This window comes from Agromyces litoreus (assembly GCF_040496015.1).
GTDB lineage: Bacteria > Actinomycetota > Actinomycetes > Actinomycetales > Microbacteriaceae > Agromyces > Agromyces litoreus.
In genome coordinates this window covers 41,143-58,567 of sequence record NZ_JBEPKA010000017.1, presented here as the reverse complement: position 1 = coordinate 58,567, position 17,425 = coordinate 41,143, and the positions used below count along the sequence as shown (strand labels likewise).

General features: G+C 73.9%; 13 protein-coding genes. 7 read left to right on the top strand and 6 right to left on the bottom strand.

Annotated elements, in window-relative coordinates:
* Nucleotides 1-40: 40 nt before the first annotated feature.
* Together ilvD and ABME01_RS12935 are read right to left on the bottom strand one after the other, a co-directional pair.
* Entirely contained in the window at nucleotides 41-1,735 is a 1,695-nt protein-coding gene (gene ilvD / locus ABME01_RS12940; RefSeq protein ID WP_353828836.1) for a dihydroxy-acid dehydratase, read from the bottom strand.
* Between the two features lie 100 nt (nucleotides 1,736-1,835).
* Nucleotides 1,836-4,007: a bifunctional alpha,alpha-trehalose-phosphate synthase (UDP-forming)/trehalose-phosphatase gene (locus ABME01_RS12935; protein ID WP_436407434.1), complete on the bottom strand. Its 2,172-nt coding sequence runs from the start codon at nucleotides 4,005-4,007 to the stop codon at nucleotides 1,836-1,838.
* Between the two features lie 142 nt (nucleotides 4,008-4,149).
* Here ABME01_RS12935 and ABME01_RS12930 point away from each other — a divergent pair, with 142 nt between their 5' ends.
* Nucleotides 4,150-5,016, top strand: coding sequence for a sugar phosphate isomerase/epimerase family protein (locus tag ABME01_RS12930; RefSeq protein WP_353828834.1), 867 nt, complete (start codon nucleotides 4,150-4,152; stop codon nucleotides 5,014-5,016).
* A 98-nt stretch (nucleotides 5,017-5,114) separates the two neighbouring features.
* Here ABME01_RS12930 and ABME01_RS12925 read toward each other — a convergent pair whose 3' ends face one another.
* The 4 genes from ABME01_RS12925 to ABME01_RS12910 all read right to left on the bottom strand — a co-directional run bounded on the left by ABME01_RS12925 (nucleotide 5,115) and on the right by ABME01_RS12910 (nucleotide 12,443).
* Nucleotides 5,115-7,316, bottom strand: a complete 2,202-nt coding sequence (locus tag ABME01_RS12925; RefSeq protein WP_353828833.1) for a YhgE/Pip family protein — start codon at nucleotides 7,314-7,316, stop codon at nucleotides 5,115-5,117.
* Nucleotides 7,313-10,210 (bottom strand): MMPL family transporter, encoded by a 2,898-nt coding sequence (locus ABME01_RS12920; RefSeq protein ID WP_353828832.1) that lies wholly within the window; start codon nucleotides 10,208-10,210, stop codon nucleotides 7,313-7,315. Before ABME01_RS12920 ends, ABME01_RS12925 begins: the two co-directional genes overlap by 4 nt.
* Nucleotides 10,211-10,219: 9 nt before the next feature.
* Nucleotides 10,220-10,813, bottom strand: a complete 594-nt coding sequence (locus tag ABME01_RS12915) for a TetR/AcrR family transcriptional regulator (protein WP_353828831.1) — start codon at nucleotides 10,811-10,813, stop codon at nucleotides 10,220-10,222.
* Nucleotides 10,814-10,895: 82 nt separating this feature from the next.
* A complete protein-coding gene (locus ABME01_RS12910; RefSeq protein WP_353828830.1) occupies nucleotides 10,896-12,443 on the bottom strand; it encodes a S10 family peptidase in 1,548 nt (515 codons plus the stop codon).
* Between the two features lie 191 nt (nucleotides 12,444-12,634).
* Between ABME01_RS12910 and ABME01_RS12905 the strand changes: the two genes are divergently transcribed.
* From ABME01_RS12905 to ABME01_RS12880, 6 genes are all read left to right on the top strand, one after another.
* On the top strand, nucleotides 12,635-12,823 hold the full coding sequence (locus ABME01_RS12905; RefSeq protein ID WP_353828829.1) for a hypothetical protein: 189 nt from the start codon (nucleotides 12,635-12,637) through the stop codon (nucleotides 12,821-12,823).
* A 143-nt stretch (nucleotides 12,824-12,966) separates the two neighbouring features.
* Nucleotides 12,967-13,467 carry a hypothetical protein gene (locus tag ABME01_RS12900; protein ID WP_353828828.1) on the top strand — a complete coding sequence of 167 codons (501 nt, stop codon included), beginning with the start codon at nucleotides 12,967-12,969 and terminating at the stop codon, nucleotides 13,465-13,467.
* Nucleotides 13,468-13,609: 142 nt separating this feature from the next.
* Nucleotides 13,610-14,299 (top strand): biotin transporter BioY, encoded by a 690-nt coding sequence (locus ABME01_RS12895; protein ID WP_353828827.1) that lies wholly within the window; start codon nucleotides 13,610-13,612, stop codon nucleotides 14,297-14,299.
* On the top strand, nucleotides 14,296-15,531 hold the full coding sequence (locus ABME01_RS12890; RefSeq protein ID WP_353828826.1) for a class I adenylate-forming enzyme family protein: 1,236 nt from the start codon (nucleotides 14,296-14,298) through the stop codon (nucleotides 15,529-15,531). Before ABME01_RS12895 ends, ABME01_RS12890 begins: the two co-directional genes overlap by 4 nt.
* Complete coding sequence (locus ABME01_RS12885) at nucleotides 15,528-16,742, top strand: thiolase family protein (protein WP_353828825.1); 1,215 nt, start codon at nucleotides 15,528-15,530, stop codon at nucleotides 16,740-16,742. Before ABME01_RS12890 ends, ABME01_RS12885 begins: the two co-directional genes overlap by 4 nt.
* Nucleotides 16,739-17,419 (top strand): energy-coupling factor ABC transporter ATP-binding protein, encoded by a 681-nt coding sequence (locus ABME01_RS12880; RefSeq protein ID WP_353828824.1) that lies wholly within the window; start codon nucleotides 16,739-16,741, stop codon nucleotides 17,417-17,419. The genes ABME01_RS12885 and ABME01_RS12880 overlap by 4 nt, the downstream gene beginning before the upstream one ends.
* The last annotated feature ends 6 nt before the right edge of the window (nucleotides 17,420-17,425 follow it).

Below are 17,425 nucleotides of genomic sequence, written 5' to 3'. Positions count from 1 at the left end.
CTGTTCATGGGTACGCGGGTGTTCGGGACAGGCGAGGGCCTCAGCCCGTGGTCGCGCCTTCGGCTGCGGAGCGCACGAGCTTGGAGTACTTCGCGAGGACGCCTCGGGTGTAGCGCGGAGGAAGCGGCGCCCAGCCGTCACGGCGGGCTGCCAGCTCGGACTCGCCGACCAGTAGATCGATGGAACGAGCTGCGATATCGACCCGAATCAGATCACCATCGCGCACGAAGGCGATCGGACCTGCGTCCACCGCCTCGGGTGCCAGATGGCCGATGCACAGGCCGGTTGTGCCGCCTGAGAATCGACCGTCCGTCAAGAGTAGTACATCTTTTCCGAGCCCAGCGCCCTTGATGGCCGCCGTGATGGCGAGCATCTCGCGCATGCCCGGACCGCCCTTGGGGCCCTCGTAGCGGATGACGACGACGTCGCCGTGGGTGATCTCGCCGTTGGTGAGCGCGTCCATCGCCGCGCGCTCCCGCTCGAAGACCCGCGCCGGCCCCTCGAACGTGGCGGCGTCGAAGCCGGCGGTCTTCACGACCGCACCCTCGGGCGCCAGCGAACCGTGCAGGATCGTGAGCCCGCCGGTCTCGTGGATCGGGTCGTCGAGCGTGCGCAGCACCTCGCCGTCGAGCGGCGGCAGGTCCATCTCGGCGAGGTTCTCCGCCATCGTCTTCCCGGTGACCGTGAGCGCGTCGCCGTGCATGAGGCCGGCGTCGAGCAGCGCCTTCATCAGGACGGGCAGGCCGCCGCGTCGGTCGACGTCGTTCATCACGTACTTTCCGAACGGCTTGAGGTCGCCGATGTGCGGGACCTTCGAGCCGATCCGGTTGAAGTCGTCGAGCGTGAGGTCGACCTCCGCCTCGCGCGCGATCGCGAGCAGGTGCAGCACGATGTTCGTCGAGCCGCCGAGCGCCATGCCCACCGCGATCGCGTTCTCGAAGGCCTTCTTGGTCAGGATCCGGCGCGCGGTGATCCCCTGCTTCAGCAGTTCGACGACGGCCTCGCCGGATCGGTGCGCGTAGTAGTCGCGGCGGCGGTCGGCCGAGGCCGGCGACGCTGAACCGGGCAGCGACAGGCCGAGGGCCTCGGCCACCGAGGCCATGGTGTTCGCCGTGTACATGCCGCCGCAGGCGCCCTCGCCGGGAGCGAAGGCGCACTCGATGCGCTTGGCGTCCTCCTCGCTCATCTTCCCGGCCTTGACCGCGCCGACGGCCTCGAACGAGTCGATGATCGTGATGTCCTTCTCGGTGCCGTCGGAGAGCCGCACCCAGCCCGGCGCGATCGAGCCGGCGTAGAGGAACACGCTCGACAGGTCGAGCCTCGCGGCGGCCATGAGCATGCCGGGGATGGACTTGTCGCAGCCGGCGAGCAGGACCGAGCCGTCGAGGCGCTCGGCCTGCATGACGACCTCGACCGAGTCCGCGATGACCTCGCGGGACACGAGCGAGAAGTGCATGCCCTCGTGCCCCATCGAGATGCCGTCCGAGACGGAGACCGTGCCGAACTGCAGTGGGTAGCCGCCGCCGGCGTGCACGCCCTCCTTCGCCGCCTGCGCGAGTCGGCCGAGGGAGAGGTTGCAGGGCGTGATCTCGTTCCACGAGCTCGCGATGCCGACCTGGGGCTTGTCCCAGTCCGCGTCGCCCATCCCGACCGCGCGGAGCATCCCGCGGCTGGTGGTGGCCTCGATGCCATCCGTGACGACGCGACTGCGGGGCTTGGGATCGATCTCCGACATGGGTCGAGTCTACGGGCCCCCGGGGAACCGTTTCCGCCGCGGTCGCGGCGCCTCGGCCGCCCTCCGTTCGCCGCCGCGTCCAGTCGGCGCGGCCGGCGACTCAGCGTGAGGCGTCGCGCGCGTCGGCCAGGATCTCGAGGAGCTCGGCCACGTCGTCCGGACCGCGGAGCCGGTTGGCGGCGAGCGTCTTGCCCTGCCCGACCTTGACCCCGACGTCCTGGCTCTCGAGCGTCGCGAACGCGTCCTCGTCGGTCACGTCATCGCCGACGTACAGCACGGCGTCGGCGCCGGCGTGCTGGCGCAGCCGGCTGAGTGCCTCGCCCTTGTCGCTCGCGCGCACGGCGAACTCGAGCACGTTCTTCCCCGACCGCGACGAGAGCCCGGGCAGCGCCTCCTCGACCCGCTCCCGCGCGAGCTGCTGGAGCTCCGCCCCGCTCTCGGCGTCGAGCCGCCGCGTGTGCAGGGCGATGCCGGCGGGCTTGCGCTCGACCCATGCGCCGTCGGCGGCGGCCGCGGCCTCCTCGACGATCTCGATGAGCCGCTCGAGCCGAGTCAGCTCGCCGTCGCGCAGGTCGATGGTGACGCCGCCGGCGTCGAGCTGGAGCTCGACGCCGTGCGAGCCGCTCAGGAGCGCGGCGACCGGCGGCGAGGCGACGTCCTTGAGGCTGTCGAGCGCGCGCCCGGAGACGAGGGCGACGCGGGTGTCGTCCGACTCGGCGAGCCGCTCGATCGCCGCCCTGGCGCGGTCGGTCGCGCGCGCGTCCTCCGGCCGGTCGACGATCGGCGCGAGCGTGCCGTCGAAGTCGAGGGCGACGAGCAGGCGCGGGGCCTCGGCGAGGCGCGACATCGCCGAGCGCAGCGTGCCCCGCACGCCCGGCGCGATCGTGCCCGAGCCGGTCAGCGTCTCGAGGAAGCTCGCCGACCAGTTCGCGACGTCGTTCTCCTTCACGCGCCTGCGGAGCGCGCGCATGCGGCGGGCTCGTTCGCGCTTGGGCATGTTGGCCGCCTCGACCATCGCGTCCTTCATGCCGTCGATGTCGTGCGGGTTGACGAGGACCGCCTGGCGGAGCTCGTCCGAGGCGCCGGTGAACTCGCTGAGCAGCAGCACGCCGTCGTCGTCGTAGCGGCTCGCGACGTACTCCTTCGCGACGAGGTTCATGCCGTCGCGCAGTGCCGTGACGAGCATGACGTCGGCCGCGAGGTAGAGGGCCGCCATCTCCTGGCGCGGATATCCGTGGTGCAGGTACGTGATCGCCGGATGACCGAGCATCGAGTAGTCGCCGTTCAGCCGTCCGACGGTGAGTTCGATCTCGTCGCGCAGCTGTCGGTAGGTCTCCACGCGCTCGCGCGACGGGCTGGCCACCTGCACGAGGGTCGCCTGCTCGACCGAGAGCCGATCGTCGCGGAGCAGCTCGCCGAAGGCCTTCATGCGGTGCCGGATGCCCTTCGTGTAGTCGAGGCGGTCGACCCCGAGCATGACGACGTCCGGGTCGCCGAGGCTGCGGCGGATCTCGCGTGCTCGTTCCTGCACCTCGGGCTTGCGCGCGAGCGACTCGAACGCGGCGGCGTCGATCGAGATCGGGAAGTGGCGCGCGACGACGTGGCGGGTCTCGCCCTCCTCGCCCGGCACCTCCACCACGGTGCCACGCGTCTTGTAGCCGTACAGGCGGCGCACCGCGCGCGTGAAGTTCCCGGCGTCGGCCGCACGCTGGAACCCGATCACGTCGGCGCCCAGCAGCCCGTCGACCACCTGCCGCCGCCACGGCAGCTGCGAGTAGATCCCGTAGGCGGGGAATGGGATGTGGTTGAAGAACCCGATCACGAGGTCGGGGCGCGCCTCGCGCAGCATGCGCGGAACGAGCTGGAGCTGGTAGTCCTGCACCCAGACGACGGCGCCCTCCGCGGCGGCGCGCGCGGCGGCCTCCGCGAAGCGCTGGTTGACCCGCACGTACGCGTCCCACCACTCGCGGTGGAACGTGGGCGGCGCGATGACGTCGTGGTAGAGCGGCCAGAGCGTGTCGTTCGAGAAGCCCTCGTAGTACTCCTCGAGCTCGTCGGCCGAGAGCGGGACGGGCACGATCGAGATGCCGTCGTGATCGAAGGGCGCGAACTCGCGGTCCGCGACGCCGGCCCAGCCGACCCAGGCGCCGTCGTTCGCGCGCATGACGGGTTCGAGCGCGGTCACGAGGCCGCCCGGCGAGGCCTTCCAGCGCGTGTCGTCGCCCTCGCCGCCGACGTAGTCGACGGGCAGGCGGTTGGAGACCACCACCATGTCGTAGATGGGATCGACCTGCGGCTGGTCCTCCGAGTCGCTGGTGGGCTTCACGTCGTGGGTTCCTCCTCGGCTCGGACTCAGGCTAACAGTCCCCAGGCCCCACCCGATGTCCAGCCGTCGGGGCTAGACTTCGAGCCTCATGATCCCCATCGGTATGAGCACCACCTGCGTGTACCCGCTCGAGCCCGAGCACGCCTTCCGCATCGCGAAGGAGGCCGGGTTCGACGGCGTCGAGATCATGGTCACGAACGAGTCGACGACCCAGGATCCGGCCGCGCTCGTCGAGATGGCCGAGCGGTACGAGCTGCCGATCCTGTCGATCCACGCCCCGGTGCTGCTGCTCACGCACTTCGTCTGGGGCCGCGACCCGCGGGTCAAGCTCGCGCGCACCGCCGAGCTCGCCAAGGCCGTCGGCGCGCGCAGCGTCGTGGTGCATCCGCCCTTCCGCTGGCAGGCGAGCTACGCGCTCGAGTTCCTGTCGATCGTGCGCGAACTCACCGGGGAGCACGGCGTGGAGATCGCCGTGGAGAACATGTTCCCCTGGCGCGCAGCCGGGCGGAACGTCAAGGCGTACGCGCCCGGCTGGGACCCGCGCGACATGGACTGCGACGCCGTGACGCTCGACTTCTCGCACGCCGCCCTGTCGGGGACCGACAGCATGCGGCTCGCGACCGACCTCGGCGACCGCCTGCGCCACGTGCACCTGTGCGACGGGTCCGGCGCGATCGGCGAGGGCCAGATCTTCGACGAGCACCTCCTGCCCGGGCGCGGTCGCGAGCCCGTGGCGGAGGTGCTGCGCATGCTCGCCGACCGGGAATGGACCGGCTCGATCGTGGCCGAAGTGAACACGCGGAAGGCCAAGACGGAGGACGAGCGCCTCGCCATGCTCCGCGAGACCGTCGAATTCGCCCGCGAGCACACCGCCGTCGCGTCGCCGGACTCGTCGGAGGCCCCATCGACGTTGCGCCGCGTCATCGACGCGATCGTGCCGGGCCGCCACTCCTAGACGACACCGGCGCACCGAGCCTGCGTTCGGGCGGTCCGCGGGGCGGTGCACCGGGGAGGGCCGCGCCCGGCCGACGACCCGGCACCGCCACCCCGCGACTACGCGGTCGCGGGCACGAACCTCGTCGTCGAGCGGATTCCGCGCTGCCGTGAGACGGCGAGCGCCGTGCCGGCGATCCCGAGCAGCCCGAAGAGGACGAGCACGCCGACCGCCCCCCAGACCGGCGCGCCGCCGACGCCCGCGACGATCGCCTGCATCCCGTCGACGGCCCACGTGAGCGGCAGGAACGGGCTGATCGCGCGGTACGGCCCGCTCACGATCTCGAGCGGGTACACCCCGCCGGATGCCGCGAGCTGCAGCACCACGAGCACGAGCGAGACGACCGTGCCGATCCGGCCCAGCCACGCGCTGAGGAGCGCGTGCAGCGCGGTGAACACGACCGCCAAGAGGGCGGAGAAGGCGAGCGTCTGCGGCAGCACGTTCCACCCGACGCCGAGGACGACGTGCATGAGCGCGACGACGAGCGCCGCCTGGGCGAGCCCGATGAGCGACCCGCGGAAGAGGGTGCGTGCCACGATCCTGGTGGTCGGTGCGGTGCTGGCGAGCGCCGCGCGACCGAACGGGCGGAACACGAGGAAGAGCGTCATGGCGCCGAGCCAGAGCCCGATCGGCCCGATGAGGACGGCGACGATCTCGCCGAACGATGCGATCTCGTTGTCGCGCGTGGACTGCGCCACGACGGGGTCGGCGACCACGCCCGCCGTCTCCTCGGGGTCCAGTCCCTCGAGCGATGCGGTGCCATCCGCGCCCTCGGCCAGTCCGTCGGCGAGCTCGGTCGTGCCGTCGGCGAGTTGGGTGGCGCCGTCGGCGGAGGCGCTCGCGCCATCCTCGAGCCGGACGAGGCCGTTCGCGATGCCGTCCACGCCCGAGGCGATGCCGTCGGCGCCGTCGCGCAGGGCGGGCGACCCGGCAGCGGCCTGCGATGCGCCGCCGGAGAGCTGCCCGAGCCCGGCGGACAGCTCGTCGAGGCCGGCGACGAGCTCGCCGCCGCCGGCCCGCAGCGGAGCGGAGCCGCCGGCGAGCTTGGCGGCGCCGGCCGCGGACGCGGCGATGCCCTCCTGCAGCTCCCCGAGCCCGGCCGCGCCGGCCTTCAGCGGCTGGCCCTGCGTCGCGAGCTCCGCGGCGCCGGCGCCGGCGCCCACGACGCCCGCGCGCAGCCCGCACAGCTGGACGAGCTCGGCGGGGAGGGACTCGGTCTCGCACGTGGCGTCCGGGATCCCGTAGGCGGCCGCGATCGCCGTGAAGTTCTGGTCGATGATCGCGACCAGGCCCGGCTGCAACTGCGCGAAGTTGTCGGAGAGCGCCGTCACGCCGTCGACGTAGTCGCCGACGCCGGTGCCGAGGGCGCCGAGCTGCGAGGTCTCGTCGGCGAGCGTGCCGAGGCCCCGCGCGAGCGCGTCCACGCCGCCGGTGTACTCGGCGACGCCGGCGACGTACGTGCGGGCGCCGGCCGCGGCGTCGGCGGCGCCGGAGGCGGCAGGACCGAGCCCGCCCGCGAGCTGCTCGACCCCCGAGGTGTACCGGTCGACGCCCACGGCGTAGGCCGCGGCACCGTCGGCCGCCTGGGCCGTCCCGTCGGCGGCGGAGCCGATGCCGCCCGCGAGCCGGTCGAGCCCCGTCGCGAGCGAGCCGGCGCCGTCCGCGAGCTGCCCCGCCCCGTCGGCGGCGTCGCCGAGCGAGCCGCCGACCTCGACGAGGTTCCCGAAGAGGCCCTCGAGGTACTGGGTGGTCAGCTCGTGCCCGAACGCGGTGGCGATCGCATCGCCCACGGTGCTGCCGACGGCGCCCGCGAGGTAGCTGTGCGCGTCGTCGGTCCGGATGTCGAGCGCGGCGGTCATGGGCCGGTCGCCCGCGAGCGAGGTGACGGACGCCGAGAAGTCGGACGGGATGGTGAGCACCGCGTAGGCCTCGCCGTCGGCGAGCTTCGCGGCGGCCTCCTCGTCGTTCGAGATGGTCCAGTCGAAGCCGCTGCCGCCGTCGCCCGTGAGCTCGGTGACGAGGAGCCGGCCGGCGAGGACGGGCTGCTCCTGCCCGTCGGGGGTCGTCGTCGTGACCATCTCGTCGTTGTTCACGACGATGGCCGGGATCGTGTCGAGGCGCTCGTCGGCGCCGCCCACGGCGCCGGCGACGAGCCCGGCGACGGCGAGCGGGACGGCGATCACGGCCGCGAGCAGCGCGGCGCTGCGGCCCCGGCGTCGCGGGGTCGCCCCCGCGGGGGCGTCCAGGTCGGAGCGGGTCATCGGAGGGCCTCCTGGGGGCGGGCGACGAGGTCGAGCGAGCGGATGGCGCGACCCTCGAACGCCGCGGCGGCGGGCTCGAGGTCGGCATCGGGCGCGGTGGTCGCGATGAGCAGGACGTCGGCGGGCACGAGGCGCGCCAGCGCCGGCCACAGCCGTTCGGGGATGCGGGAGGCGCCGTCGAGCTCGACGACGACGGCACGGGGTCGCTCGGCGAGCGCGGCGGCGACCGGAACCAGCACCCGATCGAGCGTGTCGAGCTCGGCGAACGACGTGCCGGCGTCGATGGCTCCGCCGCGCCCGGTGAACGGGTCGGCGACGGCCGTGCGGGCCTCGGCGACGCGGCGCAGCGCGGTGGCGACCGCGGAGCCGGTCGAGTCGAGCCGGTACCACGCCCGGGTCGCGTCGACGCGGGCGCCGACCAGCTCGCCCGCGGTGGCGCCGGGGGCGGTGTCCGCGACGGTGTCGGCCACGGCGACGCGGCGCATGACGGCGCCCGCGTCGGTCGGCAGCGGATGGCGCAGCACCGCCAGTCGTCCGCCGGCCGGCAGCACGCGGCCGGCCAGCGTCGCGCCGAGCAGGCTCCGCTCGCCGGCGGGTCCGCGCACGACGAGGACGCCGCCGCGCGGCACCTCGAACGAGACGGGGCCGAGCGGGCGCGCGGGGTCGCCGACGAGCAGGTCCTCGGCGAGCACGTCGGCCTCGCGAGATGCCGCCCATCGGGACTCGGCGAGGTGGGCGCGGAGCCCCTCCCCCTCGATGTCGACGTCGGGCAGGAGGCGGCCGAGCCATCCGGGCAACCACCATGCCGCGCGCCCGGCGAGGGCCATGGCGGCGGGCACCAGCGTCATCCGCACCAGGAACGCGTCGAAGGCGACGCCCACGGCGAGCGCGAAGGCGATGCCCTTGATCACCCCGCTGCCCTCGGGCACGAAGGCGAAGAAGACGAAGAACATGATGAGCGCGGCCGCGGTGACCACGCGTGCCGCGTGCTGGAAGCCGTGCACGATCGCGGTGCGCGGATCGCGGGTCTTCACGTACTCCTCGCGCATGCCGGAGACGAGGAACACCTCGTAGTCCATCGCGAGGCCGAAGAGGACCGCCATCAGCAGGATCGGCAGGAAGCTCAGGATCGGCCCGGGCTCGATGTGCATCAGGTCGGCGAGCCATCCCCACTGGAAGACGGCCACCGTCAGCCCGATGGCGCCGAACGCCGAGAGCAGGAAGCCCAGGGCCGCCTTCACCGGCACGAACAGGGAGCGGAACACGATGAGCAGCAGGATCACCGAGAGGCCGACCACGATCAGCGCGAACGGCACGAGCGCGTCGGCGAGCCGCTGCGAGATGTCGATGGAGACGGCGGTGTAGCCGGTCACGGCGATCGGGGTGCCGAAGTCGGCGGCGACCCCGTCCTCGAGGGCGCGGATGTCCTGGACGACCTGCTTCGTCTCGGGGTCGGTCGGCGCGGAGTCCGGGACGAGCTGGATGATGGCGGTGTCGGCCGTCGGGTTCGGCAGGCCCTGCCCGACGTACGCGACGCCCTCGACGTCGGCCAGTCGCTCGCCGATCGCGTCGAGGTCGCCGAAGATGTCGGTCGTCTGGGTGATGTCGACCGTGACGATGAGCGGTCCGTTGTAGCCGGGGCCGAAGCCCTCGGCGATCATGTCGTACGCCTCGCGCTGGCTGGTGCCCGCCTCGCCCTGCCCGCCGGGCAGGTTGAGGTCGAGGCTCGCGGCCGGGATCGCGGCGGCGCCGAGCACGCCGACGACGAGCAGCACGAACACCACCGGGGCCTTGAGCACGGTGTCGACCCACCGGCGGCCGAACGTGCGGACCCCGCCGTCGTCGGAGGCGACGGCGCGGCGCTCCGCGCGGCTGCCGGGCTTCGGCGCGAGCCGGCCCCTCGCCAGTCCGAGGAGCGCGGGCAGCAGCGTGGTCGCGCCGAGCACCGCGACGAGCACCGCGAACGCGGCGCCGACGCCCATGACGCTGAGGAACGGGATGCCGACGACGAGGAGCCCGAGCAGCGCGATGATGACCGTGAGCCCGGCGAACACGACGGCGCCGCCCGCCGTCGCGACGGCCTCGGCCGTGCTGTCCTCCGGGTCCATGCCGCGCGCGAGCTGGGTCCGGTGGCGCGAGAGGATGAACAGCGCGTAGTCGATGCCGACCGCGAGCCCGATCATCACGGCGAGCATGGGGGCGGTGCTCGAGACGGTCGCGAACCCGGCGACCACGAGGATGCCGCCGAATGCGGTGCCCACGCCGACGAGCGCGGTCAGCAGCGGCATCCCGGCCGCGAGGAGCGAGCCGAACGTGACGAGGAGGACGACCCCCGCGAACAGCACGCCGAACGCCTCGGTGATCGTCAGTCCGAAGGTCGTCTCCTGGAAGACCTCGCCGCCGAACGCGACCTCCATGCCGGCGTCCCGGCCGAGTTCGCCGGTCGCCAGCACCTCCTCGATCTGCGCGTCGGTGACGTCGGTGACCGCCCCGTCGAACTGCACCTGGATGTAGGCGGTGCGCGCGTCGCCGGAGACCTGGTCGCCGGCGTACTCGTCGAACGGGCCGAGCACGCTCGCGACGCCGTCGACCTGCTCGAGCTCGATCTCCAAGTCGGCGATCGCGTCGCGGTACGGCGCGTTCTCGACCGAGTCGCCCTCGGGCACCTCGACGACGGCCTTGGCCGCCGCGCCGGCCGTCTCGGGGAACACGGCGGCGAGCTGGTCGATCGCGTCCTGCGACTCTGTGCCGGGGATGGAGTAGGACTCCTGGAGCTGGCCGCCGAGGCCGATCCCGGCCCCGACGAGGCCGCCGAGGGCGAGCACCCAGGCGACGATGACGACCCAGGCGCGACGGTAGGCGAAGCGTCCGATGCGGTGGAGGAGCAGTGCCACGGTTCTTCCTCAGGTGCGGGCGGGGCGGGCGGGAGCGAGGATGTCGGCGATGATGCGGCGCAGCGACGCGCGGAGCTCCTCGTCCGACGGGATGGCCTGCTCGTCGGCGAACGTGCGCCCGGCCGTGAGCAGGAAGGCGGCGCCGCCGAGGGCGATGCCGAAGCGCACCTGGTCCTCGACGTCCTCGCGCTCCTCGCACACCGCGGCGGCGAGGCGGCGCACGGCGCGGTTCGCGCGCGCGATGATCGGCAGCTCGGACAGGCTCGGCCCCTGGATCAGGAAGACGTGCACGGCCTCGCGGTGCTCGAGGAGCAGGTCGACGACGCGATCGACGAGGACGCGGCGGCGGCCCGACCCGCGGCCGGCGAGGTAGTCCTCGAGCACCGATTCGAAGTCGGCGACGGCGGGTTCGATGGCGACCTCGAGCAGCGCCTCCTTGGAGGCGTAGTGGTACAGCACGCTCGACTTGGAATAGCCGGCCGCGTCGGCGATGTGCTGCAGCGAGGTGGCGGCGAAGCCGACGGTCGCGAACTGCTCGAGCGCGGCCTGCTTCAACTCGTCTGCCGCGCGCACGCGCGACGGGGGTCTCACGTCGGTGGGCATGGCGTCGACGCTAGCTGACCGATCGGTCAGATCCTGCCCGATCGGTCAGACTCGGGGTGTTCTCCCAGTGTCGCGGACCGCCTCACCCGGTCGCGCGCCCCGGCAGGCACGCGGTGAAGAACTCGCGCACGTCGGCCGTGAAGGCGTCTCGGCTGTCGCTGAGCGTGTAGAACATGTGCCCGCCGTCGTAGGCGCGCAGGCGCACGCGATCGCCGGTGGTCGGAGCCAGTCGCATGAGATCGATGATCCGGCGGGAGCTGTCCAACGGCGTCACCAGGTCGTGGCGTCCGTGCACGATCAGGGCTCCCAGGTGCGGATTGAGGGTGAGGCCCCTGCGCAGGTCGTCGACCGACCCCGGAGGGGCTTCGAGTGCGTGGTGGTCGTCGTCGGCGACCCACTTCTCGTTCACCTCGTAGCTGAGCAGCGAGTACTGGCGCTCGGTCTCGACCCCGATCTCGGCGCGCAGCAGGTGGTTGATCGCCATGGTGAACGCCGCCGTCGAGCCCGCCAGGGTGTGATCGCCGCCCTCGAACGAGACCCGATCCGGGAACGGGTCGACGACCGTCTGGGTGACGTCGTAGAGTCCCGCGACCTCGCCGCGGTCGCGGAGGATCTCGCGGACCCATCGGTCGATGCCGATGCGGCCCTGCAGGTGCTCCACGACCGTCGGGGCGAGCCCGATCAGGTCGGCCAGTCGCGACAGCACGGCGGCCCGCTCCTCGGCCGGCACCGCGGCACCGCGCATCAGGAACGTCGCATAGTCCGTCGTCGCGAACGAGGCGGCGGCCTCCGCGACCGCGTCGACGCCGTCCGCCGCCTCGGGCGCCCGGCAGCGCCCGTGGTGGAACGCGCCCGCGGCCATCGTCGGAACCGTGTCGACGTACGGGTCGGTGGCGTAGTCGGTGAAGGTGAGCGGGGTGATCTCGAGCGCCGGGGAGATGAGGACCGCGCCGGCGAGCCCGACGCCCTCGTCCTTCGGCAGCGACCACGCCAGCCGCCCGACGCGGTACCCGCCGTAGCTCTCGCCCGCGATGAACACCGGTGCCGCCCACCGGCGGTTGCGGGACAGCCAGCGGCTGATGAACTCGCGCATCGCCGTGAGGTCGCGGTCGTAGCTCCAGTAGTTCGGCGGATGCTCGCCCGGCTTCGGCTCCGACGGGATGGGGCGCGAGAACCCCGTGCCGACCGGGTCGATGAAGACCAGGTCGGTGTCGGCGATCCAGGAGCTGTCGTTGTCGACCAGACGCACCGGCATCCGGGCCGACGAACCGTCGTCGGGCAGGACGACGCGGCGCGGGCCGATGGCCCCGACGTGCAGGTACGCGGAGGAGGCGCCCGGTCCGCCGTTGAACACGAACGTCACGGGACGATCGGGGTCGGCGTCGGTGGCGAGGTACGAGACGGCGAAGACCTCGGCGGCCGGCGATTCCTCCCGGCGCAGCACCGTCCAGTCCGCGGTCGCCGTCAGCGAGACGGGCTCGTGGCCGTCGGGCGCCCACGTCATCGGGGCGCTCGCGCCCGGGGGCGCTTCCCATTCGGGGGTGACCGGGCCGCGGGACCCGGCGCTGCCGGTCGACGGTCCGCCCGCCGTCATGTCGGCGGTCTTCTTCTCAGCGGATGGTTCGGGCATCGTCGCCTCCAGGGTGCACCTCACGCGCTTCGCGGCCTCAGCCTAGTGAGCACGGGCGCCCGGCGGTCGCTTCGACGCCCGCCCCGCGCCGGGACGCACGGAGGGCGTCCGGAGTGAGCCGGTTCCATACGCAGCGGGACGCGCACGTCAACCGGTCGCGAGCCCCGAGTGCGACGCGATAGCGTTCCGGTATGCGCAAGTACCTCTTCAGTGGAGCGGTCCTGAGTTCGCTGTTCGGTGCGGTCGGTGTGATCCGCGCCACACAGGCCGGGCCGCGAGACTGGAGACTCCTGCTCATGTGGGTGGCATGGGCCGCCACGCTCGCCATCGCGATCGGCACGGTCGCCGACGACGAGAAGCGCCGAGAGCTGGCCGAGTAGCCGCTCGCAGCCGCATCCCGTCCGCGTCCGACGGCTCCACGCCCCTGCGGCGTGTCCGAGCCCGGGGGGTCGCCGCGTGACGGACACTGGACGAGACCGCCGTCCGCCTAGTCCGCCACCTAGCTCCGACCGAGAGGACACCGATGTTCCGCCGCTGGCGTCGCGCGCGGCTCGCCGCACAGGCCGCAGCCCACACCGCACCCGCACCCTCGCCCCGCGCGACGGCGGCGGACCTGCGGGGCGAGCAGATCTTCGAGCTCGTCAACGCCCGCCTCTCCCGCTTCATCGGACCGAGCGGCGAGTGGTCGCTGGTCCGTCGCGTCGAAGGCGACTCGGACCACATCTTCCAGTCGATGCTCACCCACCAGATCGCGGCCGAGGTGACGCGCGCCATCCTCGAGGAACGCGACCAGGTCGCGGTCGTCGTGCCCGCCGACGAGGCCTCGCTCGCCCTCAGCTGGAGCCCGGCGCCGCTCGTCGTCTGGGCCGACCCGACCCAGTCGGCGGTCGCCGAGACGGAGGGCGGGACCGCCCGCGACGCCGAGGCGGCGACGGCCCTCGACGAGCGCGACGTGATCGCCGTCGCGGACGCACCCGTCGCGGCCGCACCGGTCACGGCCGGGTCGGTCATCCGCGCCGCCTGAGGGCGGTGGCCACCGCGCGCGCCGACGCGATTCCAAAATCCGCCGGGGATTCTTGTACGGCCACCTCGCGCGTGCGCTCCCCCGCCGTTCGTAGCGTGAACGCACGGGCACTCAGCCCGCCACGCCGAACCCCGGGAGCCGCATGACCTCCGCACCGACCCCCGCCGCCTCGTCCGAGCGGCCCCGCATCCGCACCTCGAGCCGCGACCTCGCGCAGATCGCCGTGTTCGCCGCGCTCATCGCCGCGCTCGGCATCCCGGGTGCGCTCTACGTCGGCAACGGCGCCGTGCCGATCACGTTCCAGACGCTCGGCGTCATGCTCGCCGGCGCCATCCTCGGCGCCCGCAAGGGCGCGCTCTCCGTGGTGCTCCTGCTCGCCCTCGTCGCCGCGGGCATGCCGCTGCTGTCGGGCGGGCGAGGCGGCCTCGGCGTCTTCGTCGGCGCCTCCGCCGGCTACCTCCTCGGCTGGGTGCTCGGCGCCCTCGTCATCGGATGGTTCACCGCGCGCCTCCTCCCCCGCTACCGCGTGCTGCCCGCGCTCGGCGCGACCGCCCTCGGCGGCATCGTCGCCATCTACCTCATCGGCGTGCCCGTCTCGGCCGCGATCACCGGCCTCCCCCTCGGCGCGGCGCTCGTGGGCGCCGCCGTGTTCCTGCCCGGCGACATCCTGAAGGTCGTGGTCGCCGTGCTCGTCGCGAAGGGCGTGCACCGGTCGTGGCCGGGGCTCATCGTGCCGCGACCCTGGCCCTGGCGTCGCGCCTCCGTCGTGACGGCCGAGGAGCTTCCGGCCGACGCCTCGACCGCCGACCGGTCGGAGCCGACCTCGGCATGAGCGGATGGCTGGGCGGCGCCGGCGACCACGTCGCGCTCGAGTTCGGCGGACGACGGGTCCGCTACGACGAGCTCGCGCGCCTGGTCGCCGGCGCCGTCCTGCCCGCGGGCGACGGTCCGATCGGGTGCCGCGACGGCGACCACCCCGTCGACACCGTCGTCACGGTGCTCGCCGCGCTCGACCGGAGTCGCCCGGTGCTCGTCGGCGGCGACGCCCACGACCTCGGTCGGCTCGCCGCGGAGGCGCCCGCCGGCACCGAGCTCGCGCTCGCGACCTCCGGCTCGACGGCCATCGACGGCCGACCCCGCATCGTGGTCCGCACCGCGGCGTCCTGGTTGGAGTCGGTCGCCCCGCTCGCGCGCCTCGCCGGCCTCGGCGCCGATGACCGGATCGGGATCACCGGTCCCCTCACGGCGACGATGCACCTCTTCGCGCTGCTCCACGCGCTCGCGATCGGCGCGACCGCGACCGATGAGGTCGCCACGGCCACCGCGCTGCACGCCACCCCGACCCGGCTGACGCGCCTGCTCGGCGGCGCGCACGTCCCGCGCACCGCGATCGTGGCGGGCGGCGTCCTGCCCGGTGCCGTCCGGGCGCAGGCCGCGGCGCGCGGCGTCCGGCTCGTCGAGTACTACGGTGCCGCGGAGCTGTCGTTCGTCCTGGCCGCGCGGCACGGCTCCGGTCCCGCCGCGCTCGAGCCGTTCCCGGGCGTCGAGGTCGACCTCCGACCCGCCGAGGCGGGCCTCGAGCTGTGGGCGCGCTCGCCATTCCTCGCCCTCGGAGTGATCGGCGGACGCTTCCGTCGCGACGACGCGGGCTTCGCCACGGTCGGCGACCTCGTCGAGCGCACGGCCGACGGCGGCATCCGCGTGCTCGGCCGGGGCGACACGGCCATCGTGACCGCGGGCGCGACGGTCCTCGCCGAGGACGTCGAGGCGCACCTGGCCGGACTGCCCGGCGTCCGCGACGCCGCCGTCGTCGGCGAACCGCACGCGCTGCTCGGCGAGCGCGTCGTCGCCGTGCTCGACCTCGAGCCCGGCACCTCGCTCGCCGAGGTGGTGGATGCCGCCCGCGGGCTGCTCGGTCCCGTCGAACTCCCCCGGCGCTGGTTCCCCGGCCCGATCCCCCGCACCGGCTCGGGCAAGCCGGCGCGCGGGGTCCTGCGCGAGGAGATCCTCGCCGGGCGTCGGGGCGCCGGCCATCCGGAACCGGTCGCGGGAGCCCCGCGATGAGCCGCGCCGACTCCGCGCCCGTGCTCGTCGCCGCGCGCCGCACCGCGATCTCGACCAGCGGGCGCCGCTTCGCGACCGTGACCGCCGACGCGCTCGCCGCGCCGGTGCTCGCCGCGGTCGCCGACGCCGTCGCCCCGCTCGGCCGCGAGGTCGACGACGTCATCCTCGGCAACTGCATGGGCCCCGGCGGCGACCTGGCGCGGGTGGCGGCGCTGCGCGCCGGCCTCGGCGTGCACGTGCCGGGCGTCACGGTCGACCGGCAGTGCGGGTCGGGCCTCGACGCGGTCGTGCAGGCCGCCTCCCGCGTCCGCGCCGGCGACGCGTCGCTCGTGCTCGCGGGCGGCGCCGAATCGGCCTCGACCGCACCCCACCGCGCGTGGCCCGACACCGGCGAGCGCTACGCACGCGCGCCGTTCGCCCCGCCGGGCGTTCCCGACCCCGACATGGGTCCGGCGGCCGAGCACCTCGCGCGCGTGCGGGGCATCTCGCGCTCACGGCAGGACGGCTGGGCCGCACGGTCGCACGCCCGGGCGGTCGCGGCGCAGGCGGCCGGGCGCTTCGACGGCGAGATCGTGGCGGTGGGCGACATCGTGCGCGACGACCGGCCGCGCGCCTCGATGGACGCCGCGATGCTGGCCCGCTTCGCACCCGCATTCCCCCTCGCCGCGGCCGGGCGCCCCGAGCGCGATGCGATGGATGCCGCCGCCGGCATGCATCGGCTCGGCACCGCTGATCCCGCCGCCGGGAGCGTGACCGCGGGCAACTCGTGCGGGTTCTCGGACGGCGCCGCGGCGATGGCGGTGACCACGGCACGACTGGCCCGCGGTGCCGGCGGTCCCGCGTTGCGGGTGCGGGCCGCCGCGGTCGCGGCCGGCGATCCGTCGCTGCCCGGGCTCGGCGCCGCCTGGGCGGCTCGGCGCGCCCTGGCGCGGGCGGGCGTCACCGCGCGCGAGCTCGGGTTCGTCGAGATCACGGAGGCGTTCGCGGCGCAGGTGCTCGCGGTCAGCGACGAGCTCGGGCTCGATGAGGAGACCATCTCGGGAGATGGCGGCGCCATCGCGCTCGGGCATCCGTGGGGCGCCTCCGGTGCGGTCCTGCTCGTCCGGCTCGCCGCCCGCATGGCGGCGACGGACGACGCCCGCCCCGGCCTCGCCGCGTGCTCGATCGGCGGCGGGCAGGGCGTGGCGATGATCGTGGAGCGTGTCGCATGAGCGCCATCCGCTTCGACGGCGTCAGCCACCGCTTCGGCGACGAGCTCGTCGTCGACGACGTGCACCTCGAGCTCACCGAGCACCGCATCGGCATCGTCGGCGCGAACGGGTCGGGCAAGTCGACGCTCGCACGCATGCTGAACGGGCTCGTGACGCCGACCGCCGGCACCGTCGCGTTCGACGGGCTCGACGTCGCCCGGCACGGCAGGGAGGTGCGGCGTCGGGTCGGCTTCGTGTTCACCAACGCCGACACCCAGATCGTGATGCCGACCGTCCGCGAGGACGTCGCGTTCACGCTGCGACGGCACCGGCTGGATGCCGCGACGGCGTCGGCACGCGTGGACGCCGCACTGGAGCGCTTCGGTCTCGTCGACCTCGCCGACCGGCCCGCGCACCGGCTGTCGGGCGGGCAGAAGCAGCTGCTGGCGCTTGCGGCCGTGCTGGTCGGGGAGCCGGACCTCGTCGTCGCCGACGAACCGACGACCCTGCTCGACGCGCGCAACGCGCGCATGATCGGCGAGCACCTCGCCACGCTCGAGCAGCAGGTCGTGGTCGTGAGCCACCAACTCGAGCTGCTCGAGCCGTTCGACCGCGTCATCGTGATGGAAGCCGGACGGGTCGTCGCCGACGACCGGCCCGGGGTCGCGCTCGACGCCTACCGGGCGCTGATCGGGTGAGCAGGC

Bases quoted from the DNA above. Each gene is read 5' to 3' on its own strand.
- ilvD (WP_353828836.1), bottom strand. From the start codon at position 1,735: ATGTCGGAGATCGATCCCAAGCCCCGCAGTCGCGTCGTCACGGATGGC.
- ABME01_RS12935 (WP_436407434.1), bottom strand. From the start codon at position 4,007: ATGGTGGTGGTCTCCAACCGCCTGCCCGTCGACTACGTCGGCGGCGAG.
- ABME01_RS12930 (WP_353828834.1), top strand. From the start codon at position 4,150: ATGATCCCCATCGGTATGAGCACCACCTGCGTGTACCCGCTCGAGCCC.
- ABME01_RS12925 (WP_353828833.1), bottom strand. From the start codon at position 7,316: ATGACCCGCTCCGACCTGGACGCCCCCGCGGGGGCGACCCCGCGACGC.
- ABME01_RS12915 (WP_353828831.1), bottom strand. From the start codon at position 10,813: ATGCCCACCGACGTGAGACCCCCGTCGCGCGTGCGCGCGGCAGACGAG.
- ABME01_RS12910 (WP_353828830.1), bottom strand. From the start codon at position 12,443: ATGCCCGAACCATCCGCTGAGAAGAAGACCGCCGACATGACGGCGGGC.
- ABME01_RS12905 (WP_353828829.1), top strand. From the start codon at position 12,635: ATGCGCAAGTACCTCTTCAGTGGAGCGGTCCTGAGTTCGCTGTTCGGT.
- ABME01_RS12900 (WP_353828828.1), top strand. From the start codon at position 12,967: ATGTTCCGCCGCTGGCGTCGCGCGCGGCTCGCCGCACAGGCCGCAGCC.
- ABME01_RS12895 (WP_353828827.1), top strand. From the start codon at position 13,610: ATGACCTCCGCACCGACCCCCGCCGCCTCGTCCGAGCGGCCCCGCATC.
- ABME01_RS12890 (WP_353828826.1), top strand. From the start codon at position 14,296: ATGAGCGGATGGCTGGGCGGCGCCGGCGACCACGTCGCGCTCGAGTTC.
- ABME01_RS12885 (WP_353828825.1), top strand. From the start codon at position 15,528: ATGAGCCGCGCCGACTCCGCGCCCGTGCTCGTCGCCGCGCGCCGCACC.
- ABME01_RS12880 (WP_353828824.1), top strand. From the start codon at position 16,739: ATGAGCGCCATCCGCTTCGACGGCGTCAGCCACCGCTTCGGCGACGAG.